Genomic DNA, 18,311 nt, shown 5'->3' with positions numbered 1-18,311 from the left:
TTCAGGTATTAATCAAGCCATTATGATTATTTATACTCAAAATTATTCAATTTTATCAGCCTTTATTTAGTAACTCTATGTATTCCGAACGATTCTACCAATTGGCTTTATGGCTCACGCCTGGTGTGGGTGATATGCTTACTCGTTTACTGGTCTCCAACTGCGGGTCGGCTGAGGCCGTTTTTAAGTTACCTCCGGGAAAACTTCAGAAAATCCGGGGTATCGGTGACTTATTATCCCGAACCATTGCTGCCAAGACTAGCTTTGTTCAGACCGAACAAATGCTTCAACGGCTGGACCAGGGTGGTTATACTTTTCTGTTTTTTACGGATAAAAATTACCCTCCTCGTTTGAAATCGCTTTACGATGCCCCGGCTGTGCTTTTCTTCAAAGGGCAGGGAACTATGAACCACCCGCGAACGGTGGGTATTGTAGGCACCCGCAAAGCAACAGATTATGGCCGTCGCCTGACTGAAGAAATAGTGGAACAATTGGCTCCTTACCAACCGGCCATTATAAGCGGACTAGCCTACGGCATTGACATCACTGCTCATAAAGCAGCCCTGAAATATGATTTACCCACGTTTGGGGTAATGGCCAATGGACTTGATACGATTTACCCGGCAGAACACCAGAAAACGGCTTTTCAGATGCAGGAACTGGGCGGTATTGTGTCTGAACAACCCTTGGGTATCAAACCCGACCGACGTTTTTTTCTAAATCGAAACCGGATCATTGCCGGGCTTTCTGACGTGGTGCTTGTGATTGAATCGGCGAAGAAAGGCGGAGCGATGGGAACGGCAGAGTACGCGAACAACTATAATCGGGATGTTTTCGCTATTCCGGGTAATCTGAAAAACCCCGGTTCGGAAGGCTGTAATTTCCTGATTTATCACAACAAAGCCCAACTCTTTCTTGATGTGCCTTCGATGGTGGACAGTTTGAATTGGGGTGAACAATCAGCTAATGCTAAAGATCATTTACAGGATTTGAGCATGCTTTCACAGGAAGAGAGTCAGATTATGAGCTTATTACGAGATGCTGGTTCTCAGCACATTGATGATCTGGCCTGGCGATCACAGATTCCTATGGCTAAGCTGGCTTCTTTGTTACTTAATTTGGAATTTCAGGGTCTTATCCGAAGTCTGCCCGGAAAAGTGTATGGACTTTCTTAAGTTTGGTTCATGGTTTCGGTTCATGAAATACCTTTCAGTGGAAACCTTCGTTCTAAGCAAAATCAGAGACTATTGACACATTACCAACAACTTGGCGTTTCAAGAACGGCTTCAGCCGAAGAAATCAAGCGAGCATATCGTCAGTTGGCCGTTCGCTGGCATCCCGATAAAAACCCTAATCATTCGCAGGCGGAAGAGAAATTTAAAGCAATCAATGAGGCGTATCGAGTTCTTTCGGACCCGGCATTGCGGGCTTCGTATGACTTCAAACTAAATTCTGCTCAAAGGACTCAAACGCAAACACCCCCCCCGCCGCCGAAACCCAAACCTGCTGCCCCGTCACCGCCTCCCTCATCACGATCGACGTATCGCCGCTGGCTTATTTCGGGCGTTTCGCTTCTGATCCTCAGCGTTATTATTGGTTTTTTCGGGTTGCAGCAATATAACCATAAACAGGCCGAACAGGAAGTAGCTCAGGCTACGCGGATGCTAGTGGATGAGGACACACTAGCCGCTTTGGGAAAACTGAACATGGCCATCGTGCATGATGATCAGCTCATGCTTGCTTATCGATTGCGAGGCCAGGTATTGTTACACTTGCGGGAATTTGAAAAAGCTTACGGTGATTTATCCACGGTATCCCAGCAAACTTTACCTGAAGAAGGGCTGGAAATGGAACTGGCTACTTGTAGCTATTACCTGAAAAAATACGCTCAAAGTCGCAGTCACCTCAATAAAGCTCTGCGAAGTAACCCGGAAAATGGAAAGCTTTTTCAGATGCGGGGAACGAATTTCTGGCTGGAAAAAGATAGCCTCCGGGCCTGCGATGACTGGCAACAGGCCGTTCGTTTAGGAGAACAGGAAGCCGCAGCGTTAATGAATAAGTACTGTCGGTAAAAGAGGTGTTAGCCTACGGTTCTAATGAATTCATTAACGTCCGAATCGTTTGTTAGGAGATTTTTCCCCGTCAGGCATCCACATAGAGACGCGACTTCATCGCGTCTGGCCGGGAAATGGAAGTCCATTTAAATGGTAACCAAAGCCGCCGCCCCCGCCCTAGTTGGTGTCCTCACCAACCACTAGGCTTTTAGTAATGGCTGGTGAGGACACCAGCCAAGGCGAGGGCATGTACCTCATACGAAAAACCCCGGATTTTCATCCGGGGCTATCCAACCTGGGTCCATCCAGACCGGGACTATTCATATTTAACCCCTCCGGGGTTAGGGTCTCCATTTTCAAACAACTCCCCTACCTTTAGCAGACAGGCTGGTGAGGACACCAGCCAGGGGAACCCTGGGTTGTCACCCCGGATTTTCATCCGGGGCTATTCATATTTAACCCCTCCGGGGTTAGGGTCTCCATTTCAAAACAACTCCCCTACCTTTATGGGTTTTCTCTTTCCAAACTGAAAACTGAAAACTGAAAACTGAAAACTGAAAACTGAAAACTGAAAACTGAAAACTGAAAACTGAAAACTGAAAACTCCTACTGCTTCCAAGTTTCAGGAGCCTGACGCCATTCTCTCAGCGTAGTTACCTGATCTTCGGTGATGTATCCAAGCGGTAAAGCGGCCTGCACGAGAGCATTATAATCACTCAGGCAACGAAGTTTTACTCCGGCCTGCTCAAAATTCTGTTCGGAAATTGGGAATCCGTAAGTGAAGATAGCCGCCATTCCTACGACCTCAGCTCCACCTTTGCGTAAAGCTTCAACGGCTTTCAGAGAACTGCCTCCCGTTGAAATTAAGTCTTCAATAACCACTACTTTCTGTCCCGCTTCCAGACGACCCTCAATCTGATTACCCATGCCATGATCTTTCGGTTTAGGACGAACGTACAGAAATGGCAACCCTAACACATCCGCCACCAAAGCTCCCTGAGGAATACCCGCTGTGGCAACTCCTGCAATGGCGTCTACACCTGCAAATTCATTCTTAATCATTTCGGCTAACGCATCTTTGATATACGTCCGAACGGAGGCCGAAGAAAGCGTAACGCGGTTATCGCAATAAATGGGTGATTTCCAGCCAGAGGCCCATGTAAAGGGCGATTCGGGGCTTAGACGTACTGCTTTTACTTCCAAAAGCATTTCAGCCACGCGAGCGGCTACGGTTGATGAGGGTACGAGTTCCATGCCACAAAGGTAGGAAATTCTGTCCGTCGTCGAGGAGTTGCACTGAAGTTCCCTTCCCTTTTTTCAGTCCTTTCTTTGACAAACAATCCTTAACTTTATCCAACCTAAGGAACCATTTGAAGGCTTATCTTCTTTATCAGTTTCCTACTTCTGGACTTTGCCACACTTCCTTTATCTTTGTATTACTAACCATTTAGAGAGAGATTCATGGTCCTGTTTATCAACGACCGTCCCGTAAAAATTACTGATGCTCAACGAGCCAATCTATTACGGGAAAAGAGTGATTTTGACGTGGTCATTGATACCCGTCTGGAGGGAATTAAAACGGATCAGCTTCACGGTCATGTTTTAATTCTGAATGCTTCACTAGCGTCTCTGGAACGTTTAATGAACATTTTACACGATGAACATCCTGCCGCTTTACAAAGCATTCTGGTACAAGTAGCCGATCAGAAAGCAGCTGAAAGCCGGTTAAAAAGTTACTTCAAAGTGGTTAAAGCCGCCGGTGGCGTAGTTTTTAAGGATAATAAAATCCTGTTAATCTATCGTCTGAAACGCTGGGATTTACCCAAGGGCAAACTAGATCCGGGTGAAAAATCAAGAGGAGCTTCTATTCGCGAGGTGAAGGAAGAAACGGGTGTGGATGCAGAACTTGTCGATAAAATCTGTACGACCTGGCATACGTACACGCACAACGGTAACCGTATTCTGAAACGAACCAAATGGTATCAGATGAATTGCCTGAGTGATGAAAACATGACTCCGCAATGGGAAGAAGACATCGAGAAGATTAGCTGGATGTCTAAAAAAGAAGTGCAGAATGCGATGGTCGATTCCTATAGCTCCATTCGCTATGTTTTTGAGCGGCTCTGGAGTACGGTCCCTGCCAAAAACTAAGGTCATTATTAACTTCCCGAAAGCTTATAACTTTCGGGAAGTTGTTTTTTAGAGCTTATCGTTTTGCCCGCTCGTATTGAGAAGGCCATTTAATTTCGTCTCCGAGAACCTTCGCGGCATGAATCGGGAAGTAAGGATCTCGCAGCGATTCACGAGCAATGAAAATCAGATCGGCCTGACCCTTCTGAAGAATTTCTTCGGCCTGCTGAGCTTCGGTAATGATACCTACGGCTCCGGTTTGTACGTCTGCCTGATTTTTGATCTGATCCGAAAAAGGTACCTGATAGTTCGGCCCCGCCTGAATCTTGGCATAAGAAGCCAGACCTCCCGACGAAGTATCAATGATATCTACGCCTTTTTCTTTAAGGATTTTGGCCAGTTGAACGGACTGCTCAACATCCCAGCCATTCTCTACCCAATCCGTTGCCGAAACTCGTACAAACACGGGTAACTCTACGGGCCAAACGGTTTGTACAGCTTCCAGAATTTCCAGTAGAATTCGGATTCGATTTTCGAAACTACCGCCGTACTCGTCGGTGCGGCTATTACTAAGAGGCGAGAAAAACTGATGAATTAAGTACCCATGAGCCGCATGAATTTCCAGCACTTCATAACCCGCCCGGAAGGATCGGGCAGCGGCGTCTTTAAAGTCAGCAATCACTTTTTGAATACCCTCTTTATCCAGAGCCGTTGGCTGAACATCAGCCTCCTGAAAAGGGATGTTACTTGGAGCAACGGGTTTCCAGCCCCCTTGCGTTTCGGGTACCTGTCCCCCTCCATCCCAGGGACGAAATACGCTGGCTTTGCGTCCAGCGTGAGCCAGTTGAATACCTGCCACAGCTCCCTGCTGACGAATGAAAGAAGTGATTTGCTGTAATTTTTCGATGTGCTCGTCTTTCCAGATCCCCAGGTCTTCGCGAGAAATACGGGCTTCGGGAGAAATTGCCGTGGCTTCCTGAATAATTAACCCGGCCCCACCCACGGCCCGTGAGCCTAAGTGAACCAGATGCCAGTCATTGGCAAAACCATCGACGGATGAATACTGGCACATGGGAGAAATCACGATTCGATTACGAAAAGTGATTTTCTTGAGCGTCAGTGGAGAAAATAATAGTGACATATTCGGAAAGATGTTTAAACCTAAGTAGTAAATAAGTTAGGATAAACTTCCGTTCCCGAGCGAGCAAATTCGAACGTTAGACGAGCCTGTGTGTCTAGAGATCTTTCACCGAATAGGGCAGATATTGATCTACGCTGGCTCCATACCGATGCAAATCCCGGATGATGGTACTGGAAATGGGAGCCAATTCCGGCGAGCAAATCAGGAATACTGTTTCCAACCCTTCGTATAGATCCCGGTTAACCTGGGCAATACTGTTTTCGTATTCGAAATCCGTTGTATTTCTGAGTCCTCTCAACAAAAAGGAAGCGTTGTATTCTTTAGCCACCCGGGCCGTTAAGTCTTGGTAAGGAACTACTTGAACCGGTTCATTAATAAAGGTTCGCTGAATGGCCCGTGTCATTACTTCCACCGAGAAATACCGCTTTTTGCTGGTATTATGTCCAATACCGATGATAATCTCGTCGAAGAGCTTCAGGCCCCGTCGTACAATATCTTCATGTCCTTTCGTGAAAGGATCAAATGAACCGGGGAAAAAAGCGATTTTCGACATAACTGAAGGATAGGGTTAAGAAAGCAGGGAGGGTTACAGGCATTTCGATTGGCTAGCTCAATAAAGTAGCTACGTGATAGAAAACTGGGGAATCTCCGGGCAGGCGGGGAATGGAAACCGCATCAGGTAAGCCCAGCGACAGATTTTTAATGTGATTATAAAGCCCTTTGTAGGAGTCATCCTCTTCCGTCACCACGCCAAAAACCCAGGCCGGAATTTCTTCCGCATCGATTTTTAATTCATTCATTACAAAAAGTACGTAATAAACTAAGTCAGAAGCGGCCCGGTATACAAAGCGATTGCAGTAATGGAGCTTCGTTTCATTCACATAGACCAGCGTGGCTGCCTGTTTTTCTACGTAAATCATCAGTCCCGTACTTTTCAGTTTGGAACTTAATTCCAGCAGAAGATCGGATTGATGAAAAACCTGAATTTTTTCCAGCGGATAAATATCAAGAATCCAGTCCGAAAACAGCGTTGGGAAAGCAAATAGATTAGTAGCCTCCCACGTCGGATGTAGCGTATGCTGAACCGTCTCCTGGCTAGTCACCTGACCACGGGCCAGTGACAACGTGCGAGCAGCATATTCCTTCTTGAATAGGGCCGTCGGTACCAGGGTAAAAGATTGGTTATTGACAATAAGCCGAATAGACTTCCAGAATGTTTTTTCAGCAATGGGATGCTTGCTGACAATCTCCTGAATCTGAGCCAGGTATTCTTGTTCTGAAGTCGTTTCAGGTAAAGCGAATTCGTCCAGCCACAGACACAGATTATTGACGGGATCAATAATACTAATCTGAAAATCCTTGGGATTCAGAGCCAGGGTAAGTATATATGAACTAACCGAGGTTAGTAAAAATGCCTCCTGCCGAAATTGAAAAGCGGGGGTCATACGCCTATGGATTGATTACTGATGGTTCGTTACCCACAGTTAACTAAAGCAGTAACTGGGTATTAAAGTACCAAAACTATCAACATTTCGGCAAAGATTCGTTTCTAGTGTTGCACCAGACCCCCTTTTTACCTTCAGCTTTTAGCGGCCATCGGCAAATTCAGCCTTCGTGACGAAGAACTTGGTTTCGCCGTCAAAGTCAAACTGGAAGAGTTTTTCTTCGTAAAAAAGCGTTACCCGTCTTCCCGAACGCAGAGCTTCGTTAATGGTACTAATCGTGGAATCCTTCCCATTATCGACACTGAACTGCCATTTTTCAGCGTTCATCTGGCCCGTTCCTTCCGAAAAACCACCCAATAATAGCTCGCCCTCCCAGGTCTTAAAGACATAACCCCGTTTACTGAAGCGAGTGATGGTTCCTGCTCGTTCGCCTTCCGAATAATTAATTTTTGTAAGAATCCAGAAAACGACCAGCGTTACGACGGCCAGAATCAATAATACTTTACCAAATGTTTTCATTTTAGGTTGAATTGTTTAGGTGCCCTACTCAAGGATATGAGTAAAAGGAATCATTTAGACTCAAAGAAAAATATCTTCGTTGAATTATTAACCATTTTTCAGGCGAAGTTCCCTAAAAAACATTGCCAACTCTGTTTACTTCGAGCGGATGGCTAATACGGGGTCCATTCGGGCGGCAATCCAGGCTGGAATAATCCCCGATAACAAGCCAATACTACTCGATACGACCAGGCCAATAACGACGTTTCGTAAGGAAAGCTGAATGATTAATAAATCCTGCGGGTAAAACGTTAATACCCAAACCCAGAGAATGCCGACCATACCTCCAATCAGACTCAGGAAAATGGCTTCGAAGAGAAACTGGAACAGAATAAAGTAGGTTTTTGCCCCCAATGATTTCTGAATTCCAATGAGGCTGGTTCGCTCTTTCACCGAAACGAACATAATATTGGCAATCCCGAAGCCTCCGATTAATAAAGAAAAGAGAGCAATAATAATCCCGGCTCCGCGAAGGGCACTAAAGATCGTTTCCACCAGATTCTGAATGGCCTCGGGGCGATTAAGGGAAAAGTTATCTTCCTGATAAGGCTTCAACCCGCGTTTGCTCCGCATGAGCCCCGTTAATTCGCCTTCAAGTTCCTGAAGCTTTTCGTCCCGATCATATCCTTTTATGGAAATATTAGGTTCTGAGTATTTGGTGTGAAAGAGTTTTGAGAAGGATTTATAAGGAATGTAACAACGGATGTCTGGCTTACCGCCGATCTCAAACATGCCCGTACCAATGCGTTCTATTACGCCAATTACCTGAAACCGCAGTCCTTTAATCTGGACAAATTTCCCGACGGCTTCCTGAAAAGGGAACAAATTAGCCGCCACATCCGCCCCGATAACGACCACGTTTCGGGCAGCCTCTTCTTCCATCGGACTAAAATAGCGTCCTGATTCAACGGGTAAATCTGAAATTTGGTTGTATTGATAACTAATACCCCGCACGCCAGCCGTCATGGAATTATTCCCATTTTTGATGGTCTGGCCACCCCGTCCGTCCGAAATGGCAACATATTGGGCGTTTTCAAGGTTACGTTCTAAGAACTGAAAATCAGAATAACTCGGAGCAGGCCGCCGGAAAAATTTCCACCAGGCATAATCCGGGCTGCTGTAATCCCAGGACCACTTGGAAACGAAAATGGTATTACTGCCCGTAAAACTCAGGCTTTCCCGAATGCTGCTTTCCAGTGAGTCGACCATGGTAAAAACGGCAATAATTGAAAAAATACCCACGCTTACGCCCAGTAGCGACAATACGGTTCGTAACAAATTAGAACGTAAGGCCTGCCAGGCAAAGCGAAGACTTTCGAAAACCTGCCGAAGAAATTTCATGTTTATGAGTCTATCTGAGGTGCAAGTTTCAAAGTAGAAATCATTCCAAATGTTTTACAAGAAAAAGTTGGTTCAACTATACTTTTTAAAGGTTAAACGGAATACCGCTTTTTAAATATTTTTTATAAAATTTCCAAAAAAGCTTGACATTCGGCCTTGATAAAGTGCATATTTAGCCAACACTATCTGGTATCTAGCTGAATTCCATGAAGTTATCCGAATTTAAATTTGATTTGCCGCAAAATCTCATTGCCCTCCATCCAGTCGAACGCGGCGAAGCACGACTGATGGTAGTTAATCGTCAAACCCGGCAATTCGAACATCGAAAATTCGGTGATATCGTGAATTATTTTGGCGAAGGCGACACGATGGTTGTGAACGATACTAAGGTTTTTCCAGCTCGTTTGTACGGTAGCAAGGAAAAAACCGGAGCACAGATTGAGGTATTCTTACTCCGTGAGCTAAATCGTGAACATCGCCTGTGGGATGTGCTGGTAGACCCGGCCCGTAAAATTCGGGTGGGTAACAAGCTGTACTTTGGCGATAGCGATCTGGTAGCAGAGGTAATCGACAATACCACTTCGCGGGGTCGTACCATTCGTTTCTTGTACGATGGCGACCACAATGCGTTGATGAAAGCCATTCACGAGCTGGGCGAAACGCCTCTACCCGAAGAAATTAAAAGTCGTCGGAAAGCCACGGATGAAGACCGGGAGCGTTACCAAACCATCTTTGCGGATGATTCGAAAGTAGGAGCCGTAGCTGCCCCTACCGCCGGTTTGCATTTCACGAAGAATATCAAGAAACGCATGGAGATTAACGGCACCGACTTTACGCCGATTACCCTTCATGTAGGTTTGGGTACTTTCCGTCAGGTAGACGTAGAAGATCTCACCAAGCACAAGACGGATTCTGAGCCTTACTTCATTCCTGCACAAACAGCGGACGTAGTTAATGCTTCTCTGGACGCCGGAAAACGGGTTTGTTCCGTAGGGAATACGGTATTGAAAACGCTGGAATCGTCGGTTTCTGCGAATTCACGACTGAAACCAAGCGAAGGCTGGACGGATCGTTTCATTTTCCCTCCTTACGATTTCAAAATCAGTAATGCCTTGTTAACGAACTTCCACTTACCAGAATCCGTACTGCTCATGGGCGTTTGTGCCTTTGGTGGGTATGACTTGATGATGGAAGCGTACCAAACGGCCATTAAGGAAAAATATAAGTTCTTCAGTTACGGCGATTTAATGCTGATTCTGTAATTGGCTCGTTAGCTATGGGCTGGTAGCTGATAGCTAACAGCCCATAGTTATGAAACGATACGTTATCCTCGTTGCTGGTGGCAGCGGCAGTCGCATGGGCGTTTCATTGCCCAAACAATTCTTATCTCTTGCTGGAAAACCCATCCTGATTCATACACTGGAGCGTTTTCTGGAGTATTCTCCCGATCTACAGGTTATTCTGTGTTTGCCCGCCGACCAGTTTTCCTACTGGGAACAGCTTCGTAAAGAATATCCCCTGCCCTTTTCTCAGCCTATTATTGAAACGCCCGGCGGAGCTACTCGTTTTCAGTCGGTTCGCAATGGCTTACAACAGGTTACTACGGATGGACTCGTGGCGGTTCATGATGGTGTTCGTCCGCTGGTTCCGGTTTCGGTGATTGCCCGTAGTTTCGAAGTCGCGGCAGAAAGCGGTACAGCCATTGCCGCCGTTGCGGCCAAAGATTCTATTCGTCTGGTTACCGAAGATGCGGGGAATAGTGCTCTGGATCGTTCTAAACTTCGCCTCGTGCAAACGCCGCAGACGTTTCAGGTTTCCCTGCTCAAAAAAGCTTTTGAACAGGCCGAAAGTCCTTTATTTACGGACGATGCCAGCGTAGCCGAAGCGGCGGGTTACCCCATTCACCTGCTGGAAGGTTCGTACGAAAACATTAAAATCACGACGCCCGAAGACATGGCCTTCGCAGAAGCTCTGCTGAAAGGCAGCTCTTTAGCTTAACGTTTTTTCTTATTTTCTCCATTATCAGGCAGTTACGTAGTTTTAAAGCGACTGAAAACAATACAGCTTTTTCTGATTCTTTCTTTAAATCAGACGCTTAATTTGTAATTAACCGGATTAGAATTTTCTAATCTTCTGTGGATAAGTGCGTTTTAGCGGGATAGAGTAGGATAAAATCGATATATTTACTATACTATCCATAGCGGAATAGTTAGTGTTTTCTATTCATCACCTTCTCAATTCGCTCTATGTTACACAATACTTCACCTCCATTACGGCTCCCCGGCGTTACTATTACTCATCGCTCGCCCTTCCGTCGCTTTTTTTATCATCAGGTTCGAAACTTTCGCACGCTGAATCCAAAGCAGGTCACCAAAGATACCCTTCTCATCGTCTTTGGGATCTTCACTGCAGCGGTAGGGCTTCGTGGCTTTTTATTACCCAGTCACTTTCTGGATGGTGGCGTTACCGGGATTTCCCTACTCGTACGTGCTCTGACCGATTGGAATCTTTCCATTTTGCTGGTCATCTTTAACATCCCCTTTATTTTTCTAGGCTTCCGACAGATTTCGCTGGGTTTTGCCATTCGTACGCTGTTTGCGATTATTGCTCTGGCTCTCTGTCTGGCCTTTTTGGAATTGCCCGTCTTCACGCACGATAAGCTGCTGATTGCCGTCTTTGGAGGTTTCTTCCTGGGAGCAGGTATCGGGCTTTCCATTCGGGGGGGCTGTGTATTAGATGGAACAGAGATTCTGGCCTTATACCTGAGCCGTAAAACCGGATTTACCGTTGGGGACATCATCATGGCCATCAACGTCTTTATTTTTAGTATCTCTGCCCTCTTAATTAACGTAGAAACCGCTTTGTACGCCATGCTGACGTATTTTTCAGCCTCTCGTACAATTGAATTTATTATTACCGGCCTGGAAGAATATACGGCCATTACTATTGTATCCGAAAAAAGTGACGCCATCCGCCGCATGATTGTGAATGAAATGGGCCGAGGTGTTACCATGTATAAAGGCCAACGCGGCTTCGGCAAACGTGGCGACCGCGAAGGAGATATTGATATTGTATATACCGTTATTACTCGCTTAGAAATTACCCGGCTGAAAAACGCCGTTGACAAAATAGATAACCAGGCGTTCATTGTGCAGCACAGTATTCAGGATACCAAAGGTGGCATGATCAAAAAGCGGGCGTTTCATTAATTAACCTCGAAAACCAATCCCCGGACCTTCGCTTGTTCGGGGATTTTTTTATAGCCTTTTCCTGAATAGGAGACTAATTAAATTAGCAGGCCTTTGTTAGCCCGTATTTCTAACGCGGATTACAGAGGAAAGCGTTTGCGACGCTTAGTTCAGCCATCCACAACTGTGTCGCGGACGAACACCTCTGGAATGAGATTGCCTCTCGTTCCTACAGTAACGGCAGGTTCCCACCTGCCAACCTTCAGAAATTGGCTAGTCTTTCGTCGTACTCTCCATCAGTGTAGGTGTCACGATTCGCTTTAGCGTCCGACGATTAGAATAAATTTTAGATGGTCTCTTAAGATCGCTTCCGTTTTTTCGTTAATACAGAAACAAGTCCTTGTCATTACCAGCGAAAACCAGATATTAGCTGGTAATTGACTTTCTTTCAGCGAATTATTATTCTTTAGAATAGGTTACCTACTCAGAAGTTTTTCATTCCGTTTCAGTAAAACCCCACCTGATGAAATTTTTTTCGCACAAAACGAAAAAAATAGTTGTAGAACTAAAATATTAGTTCAATCTTTGAATCAAGTTATTATTCTCTGATACAAAATCGGGCGAAAGTTCCTTTTGTATCCAAACGCAAGAACAATTATGGTTGAAAAAGAACTTACCCGGGCCGAAGAACAGATTATGCACGTACTCTGGTCTCTTGAGAAAGGTTTTGTGAAAGACGTTCTTGACCAATTGCCTGAGCCTAAGCCAGCGTATAATACCGTTTCCACCATTGTTCGCATTCTGGAACAGAAAGGCTTTGTGGGGCATAAAGCATACGGCAAGTCACACCAATACCATCCGTTGATTACTAAAGAGCAATACCGCACCTTCGCAACGGAGAAATTGATGGAAAGCTATTTCGGTAATTCGATCGGTAGTCTGTTTTCCTTTTTCGTAAAGAAAAAGAAAGTAGAACTCAACGAAGCTGACGATATCCTCAAGATGATCGAGCAAATGAAACAAAAGTAAGAATCCGGTTTAGAGTGTGAACTGGATTTACACTCTAAACCGATTCGACCGCTTTCCAACCCTCTCACCTTTAGACGACCGCTGAGGCCATCATACAACTATGAATTGGTTGCACTATCTCCTGCAAGTAAATCTGTATTTGGCTGGATTTTATGGGTTTTATCGCCTGATCCTCCGTAAAGAAACGTTTCATCAGTTGAACCGGAGTTTTCTGCTGGCGGGAACCGCACTGGCCTTTTTTATCCCGGCCATGCAGTCCGACTGGATTCGTACCTGGCTGCTTACCCAGCAGGTAAACGAGTCGCTTTACACCTATTATAATCCCGGCGTCGTTTTTATTACCCCTGATTACCTCGATAATTCCCGCTCGGCACACCCCATGGCCTGGGGTCATTTGTTAGCCGTTGCTTACCTCTGTGGGATTTTGATTCTGCTGGGCAGATTTGCGTTTCGACTCATGCGACTGGGCGATCTGGTTCGCTATCGAACGAATCGCAAAGTAGATCAGAATATGGCGTTTGCTTTCTTTAATCACTTTTTCGTAGGAAAGAATCTGTCGAATCGCCGCACCATTGAAATGCACGAGCGGGTACACGTTCGCCAGTTACACTCGGCTGATGTGATCTTCTTTGAGCTGATTGCCATCATGAACTGGTTCAATCCGGTGGTGTATTTCCTGAAACAGGACATTTGCCTCATTCACGAATACCTGGCCGACGAAGTAGCCAGTCGGCTGGAAACCAGCCGGGCAGATTATGCCATGCTATTGTTCTCGCAACAGTTTGGCGTTCAGCAGATGGAGCTGGCTCACACCTTCTTTAATAAATCTTTTCTCAAAGCCCGGATTTCCATGCTGAAGCAAAAGCCTTCGCAAACGTCGGCTCTGGTAAAATACGCACTGATTGTTCCCGTTTTCGGATCGATGATCTTTCTGGCAACAGCCTGTGCTCAGCAAGAAAAAAAGGAGGAACTCGTCATTATTCCCATTGAAACTCCGGCTCCGGCACAAACGAATGCGAAGGAGGAAGTTTTTACCGTAGTTGAAAAGCAGGCTCAGTTTCCAGGTGGTGACTCAGAAATGTACCGATACCTTTCTCAGCACGTCAAGTATCCGGCTGCGGCTCAACGAGCGAACGTTGAGGGTAAAGTTTTTACCAGCTTTATAGTTGAGAAAGACGGTTCCATCGCCGATGTAGAAATTATGAAAGGCATTGGCTTTGGCTGCGATGAAGAAGTATTAAGAATTATGAAGGATATGCCTAAATGGAAGCCCGGTTATCAGTCAGGCCATGCCGTTAGAAGCCGCTTTAATTTACCCATTACATTTACCATGGAATAGCCCTCCTGGCTCGGTTTCGAGTACGACTTTTTAGGTAATAAGTGACGATTATTCTAGTCGAAGTGATTATCCCCACTTATTAAACGTTTATTACTATGCGTTCAATCGTATTCGTGTTTGTACTTGGACTCCTCAGTTTTATTACCCAGGCCCAAAGTCCTGCTCATTACGCCGGTGGCCGATCGGAAATGCTAAAATTTCTGGCGAAAAACACCCGTTACCCCACGGCTTCGCAGGAAGAAAATGCTCAGGGTATAGTAAGGGCCTCGTTTACAGTGGGTAAAGATGGAATCATTCAGGAAGCGAAAGCTAATGGGGAGAATTCCGGCCTTTCAGAAGAAGTTTTGCGGGTAATTCAAACCATGCCGAAGTGGCAGGCAGCTAAAGATAAAAATGGTCAACCAATCATTAGTACCCACGAATTAGTATTTGCGTTTGTTATTGACAGCAAAAATGCAGCCATTACCCGATTGCCAGAAGCCGAAAAAGCGGATCTGGTAGTGACTACTTACCGAGATTGATAAATCATCCACCTAACCGTTCTATTGGTAACTAATAAGCGAGATACCCTAGCCGTTTGATGTTTTGAGTTAACGGGTTAGCTACTAACTCTCCACTCAAAACTCATCAAACCATTCATTACTAACCTCTGATAATGTATGAAACGACTTTTACCTGTCCTGGCATTTTTGCTGGGAACCTACGCTGCTTTTGCCCAAATGCCAGTAGATGCTTACGCAGAAGCCCAGCGATTGGTACGTTCCGGCAATTACTCGCAGGCCATTCCTCTGCTTCAAAAACTTAGCGAGACAGATTCATTAAATAATAATCTCGCACTGGAACTTGGAATCGCTCATCAACGAATTGGGAATTCGCTGGCGGCCCGCCGAACCTACGAACGCATTCTGAAACGGGATACTTCCCAGCGGGATGCCCTGCATCAGTTAGGAATTCTTTTCGAGAAAGACGCTCAATACCGCAACGCCCTGGCTCAGTATCAGAAACTCATTCAGATCGACTCTTTGAATGGATATTTCCAACGGCAAGCGGCCCTGCAATACGACCGACTGGAGCAGGATGAGCAGGCAATCATTCATTATGAAAAGGCTTTAAAGATCAATCCAGAGGATCGGGAGTCTTTGGCGGAACTGGCTCGTCTGTATCTGGACCTGAATCCCAATAAGTATCTAACTATTGCGGGGGAATATATTGAACGCGGGCTGGCGAAAGATTCCACCTCCATCCGTTTTCTATTACTGAACAGTCGGGTTGATTTTCGCCTGGCCCGATTCGAAGCCGTGGTGCAATCGCTGGAAAAAACGATGGCTATGGGCGACTCAACCGCTTATTTTCAGCGAATGCTGGGGCGGGCCTACTATGAAACGGGCCGATTTGATAAATCGATTTTTACCTTCAATCGCCTGATTAATCTGGGAGAAGAAACCGAGCATAACTACGGTGGACTCGGCACGGCTTATCTGTTGCAGGCAAAAAAAGATTCTTCTACGATTTTTAATATTAATTCTTTCAGACGTTTCGATCAGGCCGTTCGACTGGCTCAAACCCGCGTACCGGATTATCAGATGGGCATGGCGGATCTTTACGAACTGGAGAAACAACCTTCTTCCATTAAAACCGCCATAAAGCAGTACCAGGCCATTTTTAACAATTTCAGACGTCCGAAGGCCGTTTTCCGGCTGGCTCAACTGAACGATACACATCACATCAACGCCGAACTGGCTCTGCTGTATTACGAGGAGACACTCAGGCTCTGTAAAAACGTGTATTCGAGAAAGTATAGCAGCCCACAGGATCGCCTGGATTGTATGGCGGTTGATAAAGCAGCGGCCCGACGGCTGGCAGAACTAAAACCGGAAAAGGTAATTATCCTCCCCGCCCCCGTCGCTGTTGTCGCCCAGGATACTAGCCATAGTATTCCTGACACGCTCAAAAAAGACTAACACCCAAACCTAACCTTTCCTTCAACCTTTACAATCATCTCTAACATAGCCCACTTGCTGGGCTTTTCTTAAATCCCAATCAACTAAAAATTTAGTTAAACTATGGAAACCCTGCAAACTTTAGAGGATTACGTATTCTCCAACCGAAATCGGAGCTATGGAGCCTACGAACTGCGTCAGGTATACGGAAAAAATATCCGCTTGGCTCTGCTGATTGGTGTTAGCTTCTTTCTGCTCACGGCGTTCTCACCTTTGCTTTTTGCAAAAATTACTAAACCAGAAATCGAAGTAAAAGCTAAGCTATTAACGAAAGATGTCATCATCGAAGAACCCGAACCCTTACCTGAGCCACCCGTAGTTACTCCTCCGCCTCCAGTGGAGACGCAACCCGTGAACACTTATAAGTTATTACAACCGGAGATTACGCCCGATGTACTCGTCAAAGAAGAAGTAGACGTTACCCAGAAAATGTTGCAGGATCATCAGGCGGGAAGTCAGACCGTTCTGGACGGCAGTGATATGCCCGCGGTGGTAGATATTTCTGATCATACGGGAGGAATCAAAAATGCAATTGTTGAAATTAAACCATCCGCTGACAACGATGCTCCGCTGTTAAATGTAGAAATACAACCTGAATTCCCTGGTGGTATTGAAGCTCTGAATCGTTTTTTACAGAAAAATCTGCGTTACCCTACGCAGGCTCAGCAGGCTAATATTTCGGGCAGAGTTTTTGTTTCTTTCGTAGTAGACCGGGACGGTAGTATATCACAAATCGAAGTTGAGAAAGGCATCGGCTTTGGTTGTGATGAAGAAGCCCGACGCGTTTTAAGGGAAATGCCTCGCTGGAAACCCGGTCGTCAACAGGGTCGGTCTGTTCGGTGCAGATTCCATTTACCCATTGCATTTACTTTAGAATGAGTCAGTTATGATGAACGGAATTTAACTGGCTGATTTAGTAGAAAGTTAGCTTCCGTTCATTTCTAACTTTTTAATCTACGGTAAATGAAAATAGAATTATCCCAATAAAAAATTTAAAATTGGATATTACCGTGCTTCACTTTATATAAAATTCTGATAGTCAGTTGTTTTATTGTTCCGTTGCTTGCATATTTGTTTCGGAAATCAAAATGAATAATCCAACCATGAGTCTGTCTAAGCAATCTCTCAAAAGCAAGCCAATCACTAAGGTAACCTTCTTAGTTCCTGCTGAATCTGGCAAAGGAGCAGAAAAAGTAGCAGTTGTAGGTGAATTTAACAGCTGGGATGTAAACGCCACGCCTTTGAAAAAACAAAAGGATGGATCGTTCAAAGCCACTGTTGAATTAAGCACAGGTAAAGAATATCAGTTCCGTTACTTAATCGATGGTACCAATTGGATCAATGATTCGGAAGCTGATAAGTATGTATCCAGCGGTGTCTCATTCGAAGAAAACTCAGTCGTAGTATTGTAAATTTTTCGATCTTCTCTATACCCTTCCCCGGCTTTAATAAAAAGTTGGGGATTTTTTTGTCTGTTCTGCAACGTTTTTCCTTTCCATTGCATCCTTATCCTGTAAACGCTTCAATAGACCGGATACAAACAAATTAGTAAAAAAATAGGTACCATGTATTGCAAAGTACCTAACAACACCTATCTTTGTATCATCAGGGTAAGCTATTGAAACCGAGCTATCATCCGTTCATCCGAAATTGCTGGTAAAGCTCATCCTGAATTTGTTACTTAGAATCACCGTCTGACTTTAACCTTCTTTCAGCTATGAAGTTCTTTGGTTTAGCTTTCCGAAAAATTTCCTTTTTGCTGGTTCTTATAGGCCTGTTTAATGTTCAGGGTTTTGGCATGGGCATGCCCCATCGCCTGTATAATGGTAAAAGCCTGGTAAACCAGCTGGCCAAAAAAACCAGCACGTTTGTACAACCAACCCCGAAAAAAGATCTTTCAGAAAACGCAGCGAATTTAACTTCTTATCCTAAAGTTGCCCGTTCGCTCATGAATATTGTCCTTGACTGGGCCATTCAATTGTTCCTGTCTCAGGAAGACGTCACGATACATACCTACCCCGGCCTGAAGAGCACTCCTCTGACGGATTCTGTCTATTGCCGGGCTTCATGATTTTTTTAGTTTTGG

19 protein-coding genes are annotated in these 18,311 nt (G+C 45.2%); 13 read left to right on the top strand and 6 right to left on the bottom strand.

What is annotated here, in order from left to right:
• The first annotated feature begins 77 nt into the window (after window positions 1-77).
• Entirely contained in the window at window positions 78-1,175 is a 1,098-nt protein-coding gene (gene dprA, locus BWI96_RS02525; RefSeq protein WP_106635126.1) for a DNA-processing protein DprA, read from the top strand.
• Window positions 1,176-1,247: 72 nt separating this feature from the next.
• The gene (locus BWI96_RS22775) at window positions 1,248-2,072 is read left to right on the top strand and encodes a DnaJ domain-containing protein (RefSeq protein ID WP_255400545.1); all 825 of its coding nucleotides are present in this window, start codon (window positions 1,248-1,250) and stop codon (window positions 2,070-2,072) included.
• A gap of 588 nt (window positions 2,073-2,660) precedes the next feature.
• Here the strand turns inward: BWI96_RS22775 and pyrE are convergent.
• A complete protein-coding gene (pyrE, locus tag BWI96_RS02515; RefSeq protein ID WP_106635124.1) occupies window positions 2,661-3,308 on the bottom strand; it encodes an orotate phosphoribosyltransferase in 648 nt (215 codons plus the stop codon).
• 207 nt (window positions 3,309-3,515) lie between these two features.
• Between pyrE and BWI96_RS02510 the strand changes: the two genes are divergently transcribed.
• Window positions 3,516-4,205, top strand: a complete 690-nt coding sequence (locus BWI96_RS02510; RefSeq protein WP_106635123.1) for an NUDIX hydrolase — start codon at window positions 3,516-3,518, stop codon at window positions 4,203-4,205.
• Between the two features lie 55 nt (window positions 4,206-4,260).
• Here the strand turns inward: BWI96_RS02510 and namA are convergent, their stop codons facing one another.
• The 5 genes from namA to BWI96_RS02485 form a co-directional block, all read right to left on the bottom strand.
• Window positions 4,261-5,325, bottom strand: coding sequence for an NADPH dehydrogenase NamA (namA, locus tag BWI96_RS02505; protein WP_106635122.1), 1,065 nt, complete (start codon window positions 5,323-5,325; stop codon window positions 4,261-4,263).
• A gap of 94 nt (window positions 5,326-5,419) precedes the next feature.
• The gene (coaD, locus tag BWI96_RS02500; protein WP_106635121.1) at window positions 5,420-5,878 is read right to left on the bottom strand and encodes a pantetheine-phosphate adenylyltransferase; all 459 of its coding nucleotides are present in this window, start codon (window positions 5,876-5,878) and stop codon (window positions 5,420-5,422) included.
• A 52-nt stretch (window positions 5,879-5,930) separates the two neighbouring features.
• Window positions 5,931-6,770 carry a DUF3822 family protein gene (locus tag BWI96_RS02495; RefSeq protein ID WP_106635120.1) on the bottom strand — a complete coding sequence of 280 codons (840 nt, stop codon included), beginning with the start codon at window positions 6,768-6,770 and terminating at the stop codon, window positions 5,931-5,933.
• A gap of 141 nt (window positions 6,771-6,911) precedes the next feature.
• The gene (locus BWI96_RS02490) at window positions 6,912-7,289 is read right to left on the bottom strand and encodes a hypothetical protein (protein WP_106635119.1); all 378 of its coding nucleotides are present in this window, start codon (window positions 7,287-7,289) and stop codon (window positions 6,912-6,914) included.
• Between the two features lie 135 nt (window positions 7,290-7,424).
• Window positions 7,425-8,669 carry an ABC transporter permease gene (locus BWI96_RS02485; RefSeq protein ID WP_106635118.1) on the bottom strand — a complete coding sequence of 415 codons (1,245 nt, stop codon included), beginning with the start codon at window positions 8,667-8,669 and terminating at the stop codon, window positions 7,425-7,427.
• Between the two features lie 206 nt (window positions 8,670-8,875).
• Between BWI96_RS02485 and queA the strand changes: the two genes are divergently transcribed.
• From queA to BWI96_RS02435, 10 genes are all read left to right on the top strand, one after another.
• Window positions 8,876-9,931, top strand: coding sequence for a tRNA preQ1(34) S-adenosylmethionine ribosyltransferase-isomerase QueA (queA, locus tag BWI96_RS02480; RefSeq protein ID WP_106635117.1), 1,056 nt, complete (start codon window positions 8,876-8,878; stop codon window positions 9,929-9,931).
• Window positions 9,932-9,980: 49 nt separating this feature from the next.
• Window positions 9,981-10,667 (top strand): 2-C-methyl-D-erythritol 4-phosphate cytidylyltransferase, encoded by a 687-nt coding sequence (locus BWI96_RS02475; protein ID WP_106635116.1) that lies wholly within the window; start codon window positions 9,981-9,983, stop codon window positions 10,665-10,667.
• A gap of 248 nt (window positions 10,668-10,915) precedes the next feature.
• Window positions 10,916-11,878 (top strand): YitT family protein, encoded by a 963-nt coding sequence (locus BWI96_RS02470; RefSeq protein ID WP_106635115.1) that lies wholly within the window; start codon window positions 10,916-10,918, stop codon window positions 11,876-11,878.
• Between the two features lie 636 nt (window positions 11,879-12,514).
• Window positions 12,515-12,886, top strand: coding sequence for a BlaI/MecI/CopY family transcriptional regulator (locus BWI96_RS02465; RefSeq protein ID WP_106635114.1), 372 nt, complete (start codon window positions 12,515-12,517; stop codon window positions 12,884-12,886).
• A gap of 100 nt (window positions 12,887-12,986) precedes the next feature.
• Entirely contained in the window at window positions 12,987-14,225 is a 1,239-nt protein-coding gene (locus BWI96_RS22110) for a M56 family metallopeptidase (protein ID WP_106635113.1), read from the top strand.
• A 95-nt stretch (window positions 14,226-14,320) separates the two neighbouring features.
• Window positions 14,321-14,746, top strand: coding sequence for an energy transducer TonB (locus BWI96_RS02455; RefSeq protein WP_106635112.1), 426 nt, complete (start codon window positions 14,321-14,323; stop codon window positions 14,744-14,746).
• A 138-nt stretch (window positions 14,747-14,884) separates the two neighbouring features.
• Window positions 14,885-16,186, top strand: a complete 1,302-nt coding sequence (locus tag BWI96_RS02450) for a lipopolysaccharide assembly protein LapB (protein ID WP_106635111.1) — start codon at window positions 14,885-14,887, stop codon at window positions 16,184-16,186.
• A gap of 102 nt (window positions 16,187-16,288) precedes the next feature.
• Window positions 16,289-17,104: an energy transducer TonB gene (locus BWI96_RS02445; RefSeq protein ID WP_106635110.1), complete on the top strand. Its 816-nt coding sequence runs from the start codon at window positions 16,289-16,291 to the stop codon at window positions 17,102-17,104.
• 224 nt (window positions 17,105-17,328) lie between these two features.
• On the top strand, window positions 17,329-17,637 hold the full coding sequence (locus tag BWI96_RS02440) for an isoamylase early set domain-containing protein (RefSeq protein WP_106635109.1): 309 nt from the start codon (window positions 17,329-17,331) through the stop codon (window positions 17,635-17,637).
• Between the two features lie 305 nt (window positions 17,638-17,942).
• Entirely contained in the window at window positions 17,943-18,296 is a 354-nt protein-coding gene (locus tag BWI96_RS02435) for a hypothetical protein (protein ID WP_106635108.1), read from the top strand.
• Window positions 18,297-18,311 lie beyond the last annotated feature (15 nt).

Origin of the sequence: Siphonobacter sp. SORGH_AS_0500 (assembly GCF_002838835.1) — a bacterium.
Lineage (GTDB): Bacteria > Bacteroidota > Bacteroidia > Cytophagales > Spirosomataceae > Siphonobacter.
This window is presented reverse-complemented; position numbering and strand designations above follow the sequence as displayed.

Coding starts and splice junctions, on each gene's coding strand:
- BWI96_RS22110 (WP_106635113.1), top strand. CDS start 12,987: ATGAATTGGTTGCACTATCTCCTGCAAGTAAATCTGTATTTGGCTGGA.
- BWI96_RS02435 (WP_106635108.1), top strand. CDS start 17,943: ATGAAGTTCTTTGGTTTAGCTTTCCGAAAAATTTCCTTTTTGCTGGTT.
- BWI96_RS02440 (WP_106635109.1), top strand. CDS start 17,329: ATGAGTCTGTCTAAGCAATCTCTCAAAAGCAAGCCAATCACTAAGGTA.
- BWI96_RS02445 (WP_106635110.1), top strand. CDS start 16,289: ATGGAAACCCTGCAAACTTTAGAGGATTACGTATTCTCCAACCGAAAT.
- BWI96_RS02465 (WP_106635114.1), top strand. CDS start 12,515: ATGGTTGAAAAAGAACTTACCCGGGCCGAAGAACAGATTATGCACGTA.
- BWI96_RS02470 (WP_106635115.1), top strand. CDS start 10,916: ATGTTACACAATACTTCACCTCCATTACGGCTCCCCGGCGTTACTATT.
- BWI96_RS02510 (WP_106635123.1), top strand. CDS start 3,516: ATGGTCCTGTTTATCAACGACCGTCCCGTAAAAATTACTGATGCTCAA.
- BWI96_RS02495 (WP_106635120.1), bottom strand. CDS start 6,770: ATGACCCCCGCTTTTCAATTTCGGCAGGAGGCATTTTTACTAACCTCG.
- pyrE (WP_106635124.1), bottom strand. CDS start 3,308: ATGGAACTCGTACCCTCATCAACCGTAGCCGCTCGCGTGGCTGAAATG.
- BWI96_RS02490 (WP_106635119.1), bottom strand. CDS start 7,289: ATGAAAACATTTGGTAAAGTATTATTGATTCTGGCCGTCGTAACGCTG.
- queA (WP_106635117.1), top strand. CDS start 8,876: ATGAAGTTATCCGAATTTAAATTTGATTTGCCGCAAAATCTCATTGCC.
- BWI96_RS02475 (WP_106635116.1), top strand. CDS start 9,981: ATGAAACGATACGTTATCCTCGTTGCTGGTGGCAGCGGCAGTCGCATG.
- BWI96_RS02485 (WP_106635118.1), bottom strand. CDS start 8,669: ATGAAATTTCTTCGGCAGGTTTTCGAAAGTCTTCGCTTTGCCTGGCAG.
- BWI96_RS02450 (WP_106635111.1), top strand. CDS start 14,885: ATGAAACGACTTTTACCTGTCCTGGCATTTTTGCTGGGAACCTACGCT.
- dprA (WP_106635126.1), top strand. CDS start 78: ATGTATTCCGAACGATTCTACCAATTGGCTTTATGGCTCACGCCTGGT.
- namA (WP_106635122.1), bottom strand. CDS start 5,325: ATGTCACTATTATTTTCTCCACTGACGCTCAAGAAAATCACTTTTCGT.
- coaD (WP_106635121.1), bottom strand. CDS start 5,878: ATGTCGAAAATCGCTTTTTTCCCCGGTTCATTTGATCCTTTCACGAAA.
- BWI96_RS02455 (WP_106635112.1), top strand. CDS start 14,321: ATGCGTTCAATCGTATTCGTGTTTGTACTTGGACTCCTCAGTTTTATT.